The organism is Chitinophaga sp. Hz27, assembly GCF_042263525.1.
Classification (GTDB): Bacteria; Bacteroidota; Bacteroidia; order Chitinophagales; family Chitinophagaceae; genus Chitinophaga.
In genome coordinates this window covers 166267-181404 of the sequence record NZ_JBHKFJ010000009.1, presented here as the reverse complement: position 1 = coordinate 181404, position 15138 = coordinate 166267, and the positions used below count along the sequence as shown (strand labels likewise).

The 15138-nt window shown below is 43.7% G+C and carries 13 protein-coding genes; 5 read left to right on the top strand and 8 right to left on the bottom strand.

All coding sequences use genetic code 11. From position 1 onward, the window contains the following. Window positions 1-166: 166 nt before the first annotated feature. The 4 genes from ACE38W_RS21895 to ACE38W_RS21880 form a co-directional block, all read right to left on the bottom strand. Window positions 167-346, bottom strand: a complete 180-nt coding sequence (locus ACE38W_RS21895; RefSeq protein ID WP_375834725.1) for a hypothetical protein — start codon at window positions 344-346, stop codon at window positions 167-169. A gap of 12 nt (window positions 347-358) precedes the next feature. Then, window positions 359-2839 carry a PIG-L family deacetylase gene (locus ACE38W_RS21890; RefSeq protein ID WP_375834722.1) on the bottom strand — a complete coding sequence of 827 codons (2481 nt, stop codon included), beginning with the start codon at window positions 2837-2839 and terminating at the stop codon, window positions 359-361. A gap of 89 nt (window positions 2840-2928) precedes the next feature. After that, the gene (locus ACE38W_RS21885; protein WP_375834719.1) at window positions 2929-3258 is read right to left on the bottom strand and encodes a DMT family protein; all 330 of its coding nucleotides are present in this window, start codon (window positions 3256-3258) and stop codon (window positions 2929-2931) included. 143 nt (window positions 3259-3401) lie between these two features. Beyond that, window positions 3402-3932, bottom strand: coding sequence for a carboxypeptidase-like regulatory domain-containing protein (locus tag ACE38W_RS21880; protein WP_375834717.1), 531 nt, complete (start codon window positions 3930-3932; stop codon window positions 3402-3404). A gap of 207 nt (window positions 3933-4139) precedes the next feature. Between ACE38W_RS21880 and ACE38W_RS21875 the strand changes: the two genes are divergently transcribed. The 3 genes from ACE38W_RS21875 (at window position 4140) to ACE38W_RS21865 (ending at window position 9202) form a co-directional block, all read left to right on the top strand. After that, window positions 4140-4682 carry an RNA polymerase sigma-70 factor gene (locus ACE38W_RS21875; protein ID WP_375834714.1) on the top strand — a complete coding sequence of 181 codons (543 nt, stop codon included), beginning with the start codon at window positions 4140-4142 and terminating at the stop codon, window positions 4680-4682. Window positions 4683-4756: 74 nt separating this feature from the next. Continuing rightward, a complete protein-coding gene (locus ACE38W_RS21870) occupies window positions 4757-5788 on the top strand; it encodes a FecR family protein (RefSeq protein WP_375834712.1) in 1032 nt (343 codons plus the stop codon). A gap of 21 nt (window positions 5789-5809) precedes the next feature. Then, entirely contained in the window at window positions 5810-9202 is a 3393-nt protein-coding gene (locus ACE38W_RS21865; RefSeq protein WP_375834709.1) for a SusC/RagA family TonB-linked outer membrane protein, read from the top strand. A gap of 85 nt (window positions 9203-9287) precedes the next feature. Here ACE38W_RS21865 and ACE38W_RS21860 read toward each other — a convergent pair whose 3' ends face one another. Next, window positions 9288-10214, bottom strand: a complete 927-nt coding sequence (locus tag ACE38W_RS21860) for an aspartate carbamoyltransferase catalytic subunit (protein ID WP_375834707.1) — start codon at window positions 10212-10214, stop codon at window positions 9288-9290. 49 nt (window positions 10215-10263) lie between these two features. Next, entirely contained in the window at window positions 10264-10794 is a 531-nt protein-coding gene (pyrR, locus tag ACE38W_RS21855) for a bifunctional pyr operon transcriptional regulator/uracil phosphoribosyltransferase PyrR (RefSeq protein ID WP_375834704.1), read from the bottom strand. A 150-nt stretch (window positions 10795-10944) separates the two neighbouring features. On the opposite strand from pyrR, the gene ACE38W_RS21850 reads away from it, so the two are divergent. Continuing rightward, entirely contained in the window at window positions 10945-11571 is a 627-nt protein-coding gene (locus ACE38W_RS21850) for an outer membrane beta-barrel protein (RefSeq protein WP_375834702.1), read from the top strand. 83 nt (window positions 11572-11654) lie between these two features. Continuing rightward, the gene (locus ACE38W_RS21845; protein WP_375834699.1) at window positions 11655-12146 is read left to right on the top strand and encodes a peroxiredoxin; all 492 of its coding nucleotides are present in this window, start codon (window positions 11655-11657) and stop codon (window positions 12144-12146) included. 64 nt (window positions 12147-12210) lie between these two features. Here the strand turns inward: ACE38W_RS21845 and ACE38W_RS21840 are convergent, their stop codons facing one another. Together ACE38W_RS21840 and pruA are read right to left on the bottom strand one after the other, a co-directional pair. Further along, complete coding sequence (locus tag ACE38W_RS21840; RefSeq protein ID WP_375834698.1) at window positions 12211-13266, bottom strand: hypothetical protein; 1056 nt, start codon at window positions 13264-13266, stop codon at window positions 12211-12213. Window positions 13267-13404: 138 nt separating this feature from the next. Further along, window positions 13405-15036: an L-glutamate gamma-semialdehyde dehydrogenase gene (pruA, locus tag ACE38W_RS21835; RefSeq protein ID WP_375834695.1), complete on the bottom strand. Its 1632-nt coding sequence runs from the start codon at window positions 15034-15036 to the stop codon at window positions 13405-13407. Window positions 15037-15138 lie beyond the last annotated feature (102 nt).

The window sequence follows — 15138 nt, the reverse complement described above, 5'->3', positions numbered from 1 at the left end:
GAATACATAGAAAAGCACAATCAGTAAGGCTAACCAGCCTATTACCAATATGTACCAATATTTCCAGGATGGAAATAATGGTGGCTTTTCTTCCTCCATATTTTGTGACATGGAAAGGTAGAATTACAGGTCCTTAAATATTTTAAATGCGCTTGCCAGCAGCTGATCAGTCGTGCGTGCTTTTACTCCACATACTACCGGTCAGCAGACCAAGTCCTATGCCTATCAGCAATCCAATATGTATGCGCTTTATTTCAAACCCGATTACAAGGCCGAGTACAATACACATGATGGCTGCTATGCGCAGTCTTGGTCTGTTTTGCTTTACATACTTATCCTTACTCATATATTCCTGCTATCACTTTTTTGCTGAAATCAAATTCACAAACAGCCTGTATGCACCTGGTACACCCGCAGGCAGCTGTCTAAAGAAAGACAAAGATGTATATACATATCTGCCTTTGCCATAGCTAGCCACTAATGTAGAACCATCCAATGGCGATTCTCCCTTATCGTGCATGGCAAATAATTTATCATAAGCTTTGTCTGCCCCTGAGGTATAATACAGTCCCAACTCCTGGACCCAACCGCTAAAGTCTGAAGGTACAATGGCGTTAGGATATTGTAATACTGGATCTTTAGGGTTCAGGAACTCGACCTTTGCATGTTCATCTGTAACCCTGTCGCGGGAAAGACTGAAAGGAAAAGGCCCGAGATCTGTCATTACCAGCGGCGAATTTACGTTGTATTGCACCAAATAAGTCCCCCCATTTTTCACGTACTCCATCAGATGCGGTTGCCAGAACTTCATACGTGGGATGGTATTATAGGCACGAACTCCAGCAATAATAGCATCATATCTGGAGAGGTCTCCATACATGATATCTTTTTCTGTCAGTTCAGTAACGTTATATCCAACCTGACGCAACGAGGCGGCTACCAGGTCACCGGCGCCAGGAATATATCCCAGGTTGTTACCATTATGCTTCAGCGCTACGGTAACGAGTCGGGCCTGTGCTGGCGGGAAAAGCGTGATTACCGGAATATGATCGTAGCTGATACGTTGTAACCCATCCGTATAGGCTTTACCGTTATAGGTCATAGCTACGCTAAAGGTATCAACCCGGTTATTATTTTCTGCTTTTATTGGTTTGATGGAGAAATGAAATTCTTTCTCATCATTTTTCTGATCGAAATTATAAGTGATAGTAGCAGGAGTTGAAGTAAAGCCTGGAGGCAGTTTCAATGAAAGCTCTCCGTTCACATGATCCGTCATCGCCTGCATTTTAACGGCTACATCCTGTGAGTTGTTGCCGGTAAAAATAAATACCTGGTTGGTAAGGTTACCAATTACAGGGGGAGCTATTACCAGTGGCTCATATAGCTCACCTTTCACCGGGTCAGTAAATTTATATTGGAATGGACGTTGGATGATGAAATCCTGTCCACCTATTTGCAGTTGAATGCTGGCCTGTAAAGCGGGGGTATTCTCGGGATTACCTACCAGCAATGGATTTTCAATGTTGTAGGTGCCGAGAGGATGTGCGCCAATCAGCCAGTATGGTTGTGAAACTGGGATATTCGCAGGTACGTCCAGCGTAGTATTTAAGTTATAGAGATTATTAAATGGTAATTGTTGACCTACATTATTGTCTCCTTTGCCAGGCAGGGTAATATTTTTAAGCGTTACCGGAATATTGCCGCGATTGATCACCTGAACACTAGCGGTCATCGGGCGCCCTGGCACCACTACGGGATTATTGCTATAGGCTTCTGCCCAGATACCGGCACAAGCTAGTATCAGCTGTTCGGTTTCTTTTAGTTTCTGATTTTTCCAGTAACCTTCCGGCAGTTGTTGTATGGCTTTGCGTACTTCCAGCAGTGCAGGCACAGAAGCAGCGGGATTATCCATGTTATAGGAGGCAATAACTTTATCAACTAGGGCGCCAATAGCGCTGCCTTGTGGAAGACGGTTCCAGGATTGGTCTACACCATCGAGGAGACTTTGCACCGGACTGTTACCTTTTATGGTCAGGAAATATTCCAGGGCAGATCCACGCGATGCAGGTACACCAAAGCCCTGACTTTTGTGTTGGGAGCGACTTTCAGCTGCTATTTCACCAAAACCCTTACCGAGTAATGGATTATAAACGCCTACGTCAATCTTGAACTGATCTTCAGCAGTAGTATTGTTGCCACCAAAACTAAAAGTATTCCACAGGAGTCGTTTTGCCTGCCATGGCTTTACATATGCCAGCTGTTCGGGCGCATAATTTGGATCAGCGGCCAGGTCGAAAGCTTTGGCAGCAATCATTGCAGAGGCAGTGTGGTGGCCATGTCCAGCACGACTATCCGCCGGAAAGCGGCAGATAATCACGTCCGGTTGGAACTTGCGGATTACCCAAACAGCATCACGGATGATTTTAGCGGAATCCCAGATGCTGAAGGTTTCTTCAGGGTTCTTGGAAAAGCCGAAGTCCTGTGCCCGGGTAAAAAATTGTTCGGCACCGTCTATACGACGAGCAGCGAGCAATTCCTGGGTACGGATAAGGCCCAGCAGTTCTCCTTGTTCATTACCAACCAGGTTTTGGCCTCCATCGCCTCTTGTCAGGGAGAGGTAGCCGGTACGGTATAATTTTTCTTTCGCAAGATATCCAAGCAAACGTGTATTCTCATCATCAGGATGAGCGGCAAAATAGAGCACACTACCGAGGGTATCCAGTTTTTTGAGCTGCAGTTTAATATCAGCAGCGTTCCAGACAGGTGAAGGCTGGCAAAAGGCCTGGGAGCTGTTCAGCAACAGCAGCAACGTCAGTGCGGTATAGATTCTTTGAAACATGTAAGACTGCGAGATTTACGGATCTTCAAAAATAATAATTAATAGAGGCTGTCCAAAGGAAAAAGGTTGAACGGCACAGAAGCGGTATATTATTTCTTGAACATGAAATAAACTGCTCCTATTAGCAGCGTAAAAGATACCAGGTAATTCCAGCGCAGTGGTTCTTTCAGGAAGAAGATGGCAAATAAACTGAAGATGGTAAGGGTGATTACTTCCTGGATAGTTTTCAGCTGAAAGCCGCTCCAGCCTTCCATGTATCCCAGGCGGTTGGCGGGCACCATAAAGCAATATTCAAAGAAGGCGATGCCCCAGCTCATAAGGATAACTTTCCAAAGGGCAGTTTCAGTGTGTTTTAGATGCCCGTACCAGGCATATGTCATGAAGGAGTTGGAGACAATCAGTAATAATATGGTGCGCATTGTACAAATTTACAGCTACGAATATACAGGGTAAATTGCTGTAAAAGAAAGAGGCCATTCCAAGAATAGAATAGCCTCATGGATCAAACCAATAGGGTCCTCAGTTAGGATGAGTGTGTTGTTGGTTGCTAGTATTTTAAATATTATTGTTCGAGTTTGATTTCACCGATATCGGTTACTTTACCATCTTCCACTTTCACATCTTTTACGATGGCGCTTTTGTATGGTTGTTTGCCTACTACGGTGATTACATAGTTACCTGCTTTAGCACCAGGGATAGTAAAAGTACCCTGAGATACAGCAGCTTTGAGTTTACCTTCTGCATTTACCGCTTCTACTTCGGTAGCTCCGTCTGCGGGAGTGATTTTACCGGTGATTGATCCGGCTTCTGCCGCGCGGAGAGAATCAGTACCTTTGAGCGAATCGAGCCTAACGCTGATGTGTGTACGCATTGCTGCAGTATCTAACCCAGCTAATGAGTCGGCGCTGATAAATGCTTTGCCAGCTAATGAATCAACGGAAAAAGTTTTCAGACTATCAGCACTTGCCAGTGAATCTGCACTGATTACAGCTATGCTGTCAATAGCTTTTACCGGAGTAGCGTTACCTTTTGAGGCAGACATACCTAAGATCATTGCGGCTAATGCGAACATTCCTGTCATTGTTTTTTTCATGGCATTCAAATTTTGATATGGTTAAAAATAATGATGCTGTCCTACGGCTTTCGTTGTGCATGGTTTTTGTAACTATGCCCTACTTGTTGGCGGCCGTATAATAACAATACACCCGAAACAACACTTACCATTAGTGAAGAAAATGTTAAAGTGAAAAAAACTTTATAATCATCTATCTTCGCATCGGCGGAAACAAAAGATCAGCGCATGTTGCAACTGAGTAATGAAGAAATAGTAAAAGGCATCAGGAATAGAAAGAAAGATGTATTTGAGGCTGTTTTTAAACAGTTCGCCCCTTCTATGTACAATATCGCTGTGCGATATGTAAAAGATGAGGATACCGCCAATGATATGGTACAAGATGTATTCCTCAACTTGTGGAAGAATGCGGAAAACCTTGACGAAAGAGCACCTATTCAACACTATCTGTCCAGAGCCACGGTGAATACCTGTCTGAATTGTATTAAGAAAGAACAGCGAAAGGAGACATATACTAAAGAACAGATGCATGTCGCCACTCCTGCTGAAACAACCCATCAGCTCCTCGAGCATAAGGAATTGGAAACACAATACCGCTATGCATTGGAGAAACTGCCCGATCAGTGTCGTCGCGTATTTGAAATGAGCCGATTTAATGGCTTATCTCCCGCAGAAATATCCGAACAACTCGATATCTCTATTAATACTGTATATGCGCACCTGACTACCGCGCTGAAAAAACTTAGGGTTGTCCTAATTAATAAGCAGTAAATCCGACAGAAAAAAAAAATTTTGAAATAGACTAATGGTAACAAGCCCCCTGGTTGTATTATCAATAAGTAGCCATGAATAGCAAAACCGACATAGATATTGTGATCCGTTACCTGGAGAGTCCGGAGAATGAACAGTACAAGCGACTGCTCAATGACTGGATTCAGCAGGACCCGGCAAATCTCGACATCTTCCTGGATATGAGGGATATGTGGAACGGAGATCCTCTCCCTGCTGCCTCTGCCTTCGATACCCACGGGCAATGGCAAAAACTCAGCACCACACTGGACGAACTACCAGCGAATGCATGTGTTGCAGCGCCAATTACTGCTACAGCACCGCTTTCAGTAGCTTCATCAGAAAAAAATGCTGCCACTACCACTAAAGTAAGAAAGATCCAGGGACGCTATTGGTGGGCCGCTGCCGCTGTAGCAGGCATCGCTGCTACACTCACGCTGCTGGGGCCAGGCAATTATAAAACATATGCCACCCAAATGCAGATAGACAGTGTAAAGCTTCAGGATGGCTCCATGGTATACCTTAACGCCAACACCATCATTAAGGTACCTCGCGATTATGGTAAAAAAGATCGTCAGATCACCATTCAGAAAGGTGAAGCCTTCTTCGACGTCACTAAAAATGATGCGCAACCCTTCGCGGTGGCCGCTCAAAACGTTGACATCAAAGTACTCGGCACCTCCTTCAATGTAAAATCTGCTGATCATGATGTGAAAGTTTTTGTGCAAACAGGTAAAGTTAGCGCCGCATATAAAGGCGCCGACAAAAACGTAATCCTTACCCCTGGCGAGGAAGCTTTATTGGTGCACAACAAATCAGATATCAGTACTACCCTGCATAAAAAATCTAATAATATCCTGGCCTGGAAAACCAGATGCCTCGTATTTGATGAAACACCTTTATCAGATGTAGCCTCTGCCCTGGAAGATTATTACCATGTAAAAGTGACCATTAGCAATCCACAACTCGCGGATGCTAAACTGCTGGCTACTTTCAGGAATCTTCCACTGGATGAAGTACTGGATATCATCAGAAAAGCATTACAAATAAATATTAAACACGAAGATAACCTGGTTCAATTCTACTAATAGCCCTGGTGAAATCTGCCTATGCAGCAAATCATTTCTCAGGCGCTACGCTCAGTTACCAGGTTAAGCCTGTCGTCTGCTACCCTCTTTTTTGTTATCCTGGTATTGGCCGGTGCAAACGCATCTGCCCAATCTTCTATTCCTAAAAATGTTACACTTCAGTATAGAAACGCTTCCCTTAAATCCATCCTAAGGGAAATAGAAAAACAAACAAAATATACGTTCGCACTCTCCTCAGATGAACTGGAAAACCGCAGAGGTATTAGTATTCGCGTTAAAAACGCGCCTCTATCTTCCGTACTTCCACAACTCTTCCCTTCTTCCAAATATAATTTCGAAATAAGGGACGGACAGATTATCGTATTCCCTGTTGGTAGCAACAACAATAACTTACCTCCTCCTGGCAATAACCGTCCGGCAAATCCTAATAAATGGCTGGTGACAGGCATTGTAACGGACGGTATGGAACCGCTCAGCGGCGTTTCTATTCGTGAAATGAGTACGCAGAATGGCGCGGCCACCAATGAATCGGGCCAATTTCAGGTGGAACTGGCATCGGGACAAGCCACGCTGCAAGTATCGTTGATAGGCTTCCAGCCTAAGGAAATCACAGTCCGCGAACGACATAATATCAATATCATCTTACAACCCGATCTCAAAAAACTAAATGAGCTGGTGGTACTAGGATATGGCCTTCAAAAGAGGGCCAATATCACTGGCGCCATTGCACAGGTAGAGGGAAACAGGCTTAAAAGCAGGCCAGTAGCCAATGTAATGGCTGCCCTGCAAGGCACTGCCACCGGCCTGGTGGTAACACGCAGCAACGGCCAACCAGGGAAAGAAGGATTCAATGTACAAGTACGCGGCGTTAGCTCTGGCAGTAGTTCCAATACACCCGTCATTGTAGATGGTGTTCCTGGCTCCCTGGCTGTCTTAAATCCAGATGATATTGAATCTGTATCAATCCTGAAAGATGCTGCCGCTGCGGCCATCTACGGCGCCAGAGGCGCTGGCGGCGTGGTATTAGTAACTACACGCACCGGAAAACCAGGGAAACTCGCCATCGATTTTAATACACTGGCAGGCTTTGAAACACCGATACGCCTCCCTCAGCGCTTATCCTCTGCACAAGACGCCACCATGGCTAATATCGCCGCGGAAAACGCCGGACTTCCAGCACCATGGCAGCCTGCTGAGATTGCAATGATGCAACAAGGCAATAAATACACCATCGATTATAACAACCCTGATTACTACAAATACTATTACAACTACAACCAGTTAGCACTGCTTACCAAAAATAAAACTGCGGTACAGAACTATAATCTCTCCGTAAAAGGTGGCTCCGAGAAGAATCAGTTTACTGCGTCTGTAGGGTATTTCGGGCGACAAGGGCTATTTGCAATCGGGCCCGATAAAACGAATCGCGCCAACGCAAGATTTAGTATCAATAATAAGTTCGATAAACATTTCAGCCTGGAAACCAGGATGTCGTTTGCACAAAGTAAAACACTCTCTCCTTCTCAAATGGTAGAAGGCCCGAATGGCTTGCTGGCTGGTCTTTACAGAGGCCCTGGCTACGTGCCTGTTTTTGTTCCTGGCACCAATAATTATGCTTACGGTGGCGCTCCTGTTTATGCTACACTTAATAGCGGTGGTAACAGAGAAGAAACAAATAATTATATAGATGCAGTATTTACATTAAGGGCCGACAGCCTGGTAAAAGGCCTCGGACTTAGGTTGATCTATAGTCCGCAGTTGCAAACGCTGCGTGATGAGCTAGGCAGACAAACAGTGCCATTGTATAATCGTGTAGGCGTTGCCGGTGCAGTGCAGCCAGATAATATGTTGCAGATAAATAAACTGAATGCAAAAGGTGGAAACCTGCAACTGCTGGCTGATTACGATCTGAAAATAAAAGAGAAAAATGCGATTCATCTGCTGGGAGGTCTTACACAAGAAACATATAATACCACCCAGAATACCACAGCATCCTATGATATCAGTGCAGATGATATAGCGCATAAAGGATTCAGCAATACACCACAACTAGCCAGGGAGCTAGCTATTACGGGTTCTTTAACTTCTCTCTTTGGCAAACTCAATTATAATTATGATAACCGATATTTACTGGAAGCCAATTTAATTGGTGCGCGACTTTACCAGGCTGCTAACTTTTATCCAAGTCTTACCCAATGGAAAGTATTTCCTTCTTTTTCTGCAGGCTGGCGATTAAACAATGAAACCTGGTTTTATGAAGCCTTGCCGTTCTTCAATGAATTTAAAGTACGTTGGTCATGGGGTACTCTGGGTAATGTGAATAGCTGGAATACTATCAGTAATGACGAGCGTTTGCAGACCTTTACATTTACGCCTAACGCACTACAAAAATTCGTATATCATAACCCGTTACCTCAGGCTACAGGTTGGGAAAATATTTCTGCGAATAACATTGGATTGGACATGACCATGTTCAAAGGACAGTTTAGTATTTCAGGAGATTATTTTGTGAGATATAACAGAGAGATGCAGATCCCGATACTGACACCGTCTACCAGCGGCGCCTGGCCACTTGGCTTCCACGAGGGCAGTATGAAATCGCAAGGATGGGAAGTAAATGTTGGCTGGAAAACAAATAACGCTAAAAATGTGAACTGGTATGTAAATGCTAACTTATTTCATAGCAAGAACAGGGTATTACATAACGAAGGCGTAGTACCACAGCCAGGCTGGAACCAGGGCGTTAGTGGATACCCTTACTCTTCTCTTTTCGGTTATCAGGCAGAAGGCTATTTCAAGAATAATACGGAAGTTGCTCAACACGCTTACCAGAGCGCAAATACAGGCGCTGGAGATATTAAGTATAAAGATATTAATGGAGATAATGTGATAGATGGAAAAGACCTGGTTTATCTGGGAAGCACTGACCCGCTTTATTCTTATGGTATAGATGCAGGCATTAGCTGGAAAGGCATTGAACTATCTGTATTCTTCCAGGGGGTAGGCAACCGAAATGTAATGCCGGACCCTCGTTATAATATTCCCTTTTCCAGCGGCTGGCAGGAGCCCTGGAGCATTAACCAGAACTATTGGACTCCAGATCCGGAACACGCCAATGCACTCTTTCCAAGGCTGTATCAGGGCGATGTACAAAACACAGTGCCTAGTAGTCACTGGGTAATGAATGGTGCATATATCCGACTTAAAAACCTCCAGCTAGGCTATAGCTTGCCTGCATCTCTCCTGAAAAAAATTCCGCTAAAGTCAGTGAGAATATATTTCTCTGGCCAGGATTTATGGGAAACCAATAATATGAAGATCAAATATTATGATCCTGAACAAGCTGGCGGTTATAACGGTAACGTCTATCCGTTTTTCCGCTCTTATACACTGGGGCTGAATGCTTCCTTCTAAATAAGTAACTATATAAATAAAAGAAGGGCTTACCTGAAATTGATATCAATTTCAAGTAAGCCCTTTATAATGAGTTTAGCTAGATTTATTTTTTGTTGCCTGCCAGCAGATAGAGCGCGGCCATACGAACAGCGACTCCATTTTCTACCTGGTCGAGGATAATGGATTGTTTGGAGTCTGCGACATCCGAATTCAGCTCCACACCACGATTGATCGGGCCTGGGTGCATGATTACGATTTCCTTTTGCAGACTATCCAGCAATTGCCTGTTGACGCCATAAGCCAGTGAATATTCGCGCAATGAAGAGAACAACGGTGTGTTCTGTCTTTCGAGCTGAATACGTAATACGTTGGCTACATCGCACCAATTGAGGGCTTCACGGATATCGTAGGTAACGTTCACACCTAATGCTGCTTCCAGATATTTAGGAATTAGTGTTGGCGGGCCTACTACGGTTACTTCCGCGCCCAGTTTTTTCAGGCAGTAAATGTTGGAGAGCGCTACACGTGAGTGCATGATATCGCCGCAGATAGCAATCTTTTTACCTTCTACGCTACCGAGGCGTTCCTTGATGGAAAAGGCATCCAACAGGGCCTGGGTGGGATGTTCATTGATACCGTCGCCGGCATTCAGGATAGGCACATCCACGTGTCTGGAAAGAAAATGCGGGGCACCGCTTGCACTGTGACGCATAACGATCACGTCCACTTTCATGGACAAGATATTATGCACTGTATCAATCAGGGTTTCCCCTTTTGATACGGAAGAACCGGAAGCAGAGAAATTAATAGTATCTGCTCCAAGTCTCTTTTCAGCAAGTTCAAAAGAAATGCGCGTGCGTGTAGAATTCTCGAAGAATAAATTGACAATGGTAGTGTCGCGGAGCGTGGGAACTTTTTTAATCGGTCTTTGTAAAACCTCCTTAAACTCCCTGGCTGTTTGAAAAATGAGTTCTATATCCTGACGCTGCAGATCGCGAATTCCGAGTAAGTGTTTTACAGAAAGTGACATTAATGTGCAAATATAAAGGTTGAAATCTGAATTCTGAAATCCGAATTTCTTAATCGACCAAAACTACTTCATCTTTCCCATCTCTCTCATTCCATAACACTCTCACTTTCTGGGAGATGAACGCGTCGATGGTACGTCCTGTATAATCAGGCTGAATAGGAAGCTGACGGCTGAAACGGCGGTCTATCAAGGCCAACAGCTCTACGGCATCAGGTCTTCCGAAATCAAGCATTGCATCCAGCGCCGAACGAATAGTACGGCCGGTATAAAGCACATCGTCTATTAAAACGACTTTTTTATTTTCAATAGAGAAGTCGATGCTTGTTTCACTAGGAACATGCAATTCCTTCCCTTTGTTGAAATCATCTCTGTAAAAAGTGATATCCAGCTTACCGTAATTGATATGTGCATCTGGTAACAGCTGTTTTAACTTCTCATAAATCCTGTCCGACAGAAATACCCCCCTCGGCTGCAAGCCTATCAGTACTGTATTTTCAAACTGGAGGTGATTCTCTATTAACTGGTGACAAAGCCTGTCTATGGTGATAGACAATTGTTTCCCGTTTAGTATCGTCTTCAAAACACTATGTTTTAGACGCCAAAAATAATGATTAATGAGGCAGATAAAAAGAGGTTTTAAAATTTCCTCCATTTTATACTCAACTTATCACTTGATTTTTTGGCATAATATGTGACAAATTCTTCATTCATATAAAACCAAATCTATATCATGTTACTGAAACGCGTTATCCCTGTACTCATGCTCACCGTGGCATTGAGCGCCGTGAAATCACAGGCACAGGAAAAGAAAAATTACATCAGCGGTACTATCGGATTTAATAACTCTAAGCAGGAAGCTAATGGCGATGAAATAAAAAGCAACGACTTCACCATCGCTCCTACCTATGGCCACTACATCAGTAATAAGTTCTCTATTGCGCTCTCTGTTGGCTATTCCCATGGTACAGGTGACCAAAAGTTATCAGGCGCCACTACTAAGAGCGATGGATTTCATGTGAGTCCATTTGTAAGGTTTGAACAACCTATCTGGAGTGATAAACTGTCTGTCTTTAATGATGTAGGACTGATGTACCTTCACAATAAAACCACCGTGGATACGAAGGGTAGTGATCAGCAGGAGTCTTCACTCAATATGAGCATGCTCTTTTACAGGCCAGGATTATTAGTGAATCTGACCAAACGTAGTGCTATCACACTCAGCTTAGGAGAACTGCTCACGGTTGCTCATTCGGTAAACAAGAGTCCTACGGGTAGCACTACCACACAGACCTCCGCTGGTATTCAGTCTGGTTTTGGCATCAACAGCCTCTCTTTCGGTTTCCAATATAAATTCTGATAATTGGTAATGTTTATGCCAACTTTCAGCGTTAAATTGCAGTACAATCATGCAATATGAAATTGATAAAATTCCTATTCATTATGGCTGCATTTTTCCAGTTCTGGAGCCCATCTGCGGATGCCCAGATAAAAGCGGGCGATAAAGTCCCTGAATTCAAATTACAGGACCAGAACGGCAATACCTTTGACATTGCCACTGTCGTTGGCAAGCAGCCTTTGGTAATATACTTTTACCCAAAGGATGAAACCAGTGTATGCACCAAGGAAGCATGTTCTTTCCGCGATTCATACGAAGATTTCAAAAAGTATGGCGCTATGGTAATTGGTATCAGTTCTGATAATGTAGCCAGTCATAAAAGTTTTGCGACGCATCACAATCTTCCATTTACGCTGTTGAGTGATCCTGATCAGAAAGTAAGGAAATTATTCGGTGTTCCTAAAACCTTTGTGATCCCTGGCCGGGTTACTTATATCGTAGATAAGAAAGGCGTAGTTGTACATACATTTAATTCCATGAAAGATGGAGAAAAGCATGTAACAGAATCGCTGGAGGCTTTGAAAAAAATGAACTAATATTAGCCGAAATACAAAAGCCGTTTCTACTGAGTAGAGACGGCTTTTGCTTTTTTATAGCAGATTATTTCTTAGAAGCTTCCAATTTTTTGGGTTGTAGCAATGGCCGCATGATGGTATCATAACGATAGGTAATTGGTGGATTCCAATTGTTAAACGCAATCATATCATACTGTGGCAACGTCGCTTTCAAATAACGAACTGCATTTGCCAATACACCCGGATCAATTATTGCTTTCTTCAGCAGATCCCCTTTTTTCAGGATGGTTCCAGCCCAGGTGGTATCAGCACCTAAAATATAACTGCCTCCATCTGTTGGCATAAATAAATTGCCGTTTGACATAATGTTTGACTGCAGGTTTGGAACCCCCATAAATGCTCCATTTCTATACAAATTAAATCTTGCTGCAACAGGAAATTGCATACCTAACGGTAAGGGGTATACGCTGGTATCTGTAAAATAGGTTTTCAATTTCTCCAGTTCAAGATTTGCATTAGCAGTTACTGGTCTTGCAGTATCCCCATAGTCATAACACTTCAACATTGCACCAGTTACAGGGGGTATGCCATAAGCAGTTCTGTCTTTGAACGCAGCTAAAGTAACTGTAACAGTCAATTGTTTTCCGTATTGATTACCTGTCAGATACTTCAATAATTCCCAATACTTTTCCTTGGTATCGGGCGTCCATTCGCAATCATATTGTATTTCTCTCCCCCACTCTTTTTTTGTTTTTGTTAAGATATTACGGGAGATCGTTTCTGTTTTCTGTATAATATTAAGCGCCAGTGGAAGTATGGAATCAAAAGGAGTTTTTTCCAGTACTGCATTCTCAATATGTATAACTGGAATCAATATAGCATTGCCATAGAAGGAGCTATCACTGTACTCGTACATGTATACCGGCATTGGCACAGCCGCGTTGTATGTAGCATTCCATGTGACATCAAAATAGCGCAGGTAAAGACTTCCGAAGCTATCAATAGGTAATTTGGCTTTTTGTGTGAGCGGAAAATATACCTGGTCCCAGAAATAGATACCAGGTTTTTTGGGTTCTGGACTACAGCCTGCAATGATTAAAAATGCGGTCAGGAGCCAGATCAGATACCGGGATTGCAACATGTTCTAAATATGTTCTTGTAAAATAGAATAATGGAGAAAGATAAGGAAATACCTGAATTTTAAGATGGTAGCAGAAAAAAAGGCGATCTCTACTTAGTAGAGATCGCCTGTATAATTAATCATGAACATTTCATGTTACTATGCCTCGTTCAGGAAAGGATATCTGTAATCTACAGGAGGTACAAAAGTTTCCTTAATTGCACGGGCAGAGAGCCAACGATAGAGGTTTAGCATTGAACCTGCTTTGTCGTTGGTGCCGGAAGCGCGGGCGCCGCCAAATGGCTGCTGGCCTACGACTGCACCGGTTGGTTTGTCGTTGATGTAGAAGTTACCTGCACAATTAACCAGTTTTCTGGTTGCCAGTTCTACTGCATAGCGATCTTGTGCGATGATAGAACCAGTGAGTGCGTACTCAGATGTGTGGTCAACAACTTCCATGATTTCTTCGAACTTTTCTGCATCATAAACATGGATGGTCAGTACTGGCCCGAAGATTTCTTCGCACATGGTCACGTACTTAGGATCTGTAGTCTCGATGATAGTAGGTTCGATAAAGTAACCTTCAGTTTTACTATAGTTTCCACCTGCGATAATTTTCGCTGCGGGGTCTTTCTTAGCGTTGTCGATGTATTTAGCGATCTTATCAAAAGAACGTTCGTCGATCACTGCGTTTATGAAGTTGCTGAAATCTTCTGTGGTACCCATTTTCATGGTTTTGAGATCAGCGAGCAGTTGACCTTTGATTTCGTCAGCGATATTGCTAGGCAGGTAAGCGCGTGAAGCTGCAGAGCATTTCTGGCCCTGGTATTCAAATGCGCCACGAGCGAGTGCAGTCGCTGCCACTGCAGGAATAGCCGATTTGTGGATCAGTACGAAGTCTTTACCACCGGTTTCACCCACGATACGAGGATATGTTTTGTATTTGTGGATGTTTTCGCCGATAGTCTTCCACATGGTCTGGAATACGCCTGTAGAACCGGTGAAGTGTATACCAGCGAAGTGTGGGTTGGAGAAGCAGATTTCACCGATGAGTGGACCGCTCGCATAAACCAGGTTGATCACACCTGCAGGCAGACCAGCTTCGATGAGTATTTTCATAAACATCTGAGCGGCGAATACCTGTGTATTGGCAGGTTTCCAAACTACAACGTTACCGCACATAGCAGCCGAAGTAGGCAGGTTACCACCAATAGCGGTGAAGTTGAATGGTGTTACAGCCAGTACGAAACCTTCCAGTGGACGGTATTCCATTCTGTTATGTATACCTGGAGAGCTCACCGGCTGCTGACGATAAATTTCGCTGAGGTAATGCACGTTCCAGCGGAGAAAATCGATCAGTTCACAAGCGCTGTCAATTTCGGCCTGGTAAGCATTTTTGCTTTGGCCGAGCATGGTAGCACCGTTCATGTGGTAGCGATATTTGGTTGCGATCAGGTCAGCGGCGCGGAGGAAGATACCAGCACGTGCTTCCCAGTCCATGTTTGCCCATTTTTCACGAGCATCCAGGGCTGCTTTGATAGCATCATTTATGTGTGAGGCATCTCCTTCATGGAAATGTCCCAGTTTATGTTTGATCTCATGAGGAGGACGCAGATCAACAGTTTTGCCGGTACGGATTTCTTTTCCACCGATATACATTGGAATATCGGCAGTTTCGGCTTTAAATGCTGCCAGTTGTTTCTTGAGGGCAGCTCTTTCCGGAGATCCTGGAGCATAACTGTAAACAGGCTCATTAGCTGGCGCTGCGTAGTCAAAATATCCTGTATTCATCTGGTAAGATTTTGTTGTTTCAAATAAATAATAATGCGCGTGCAGTTTTACGCTGCAAAGTTAGTTGTTGTAACCTGTTGAGGCTTATTAATTATTAGTGGA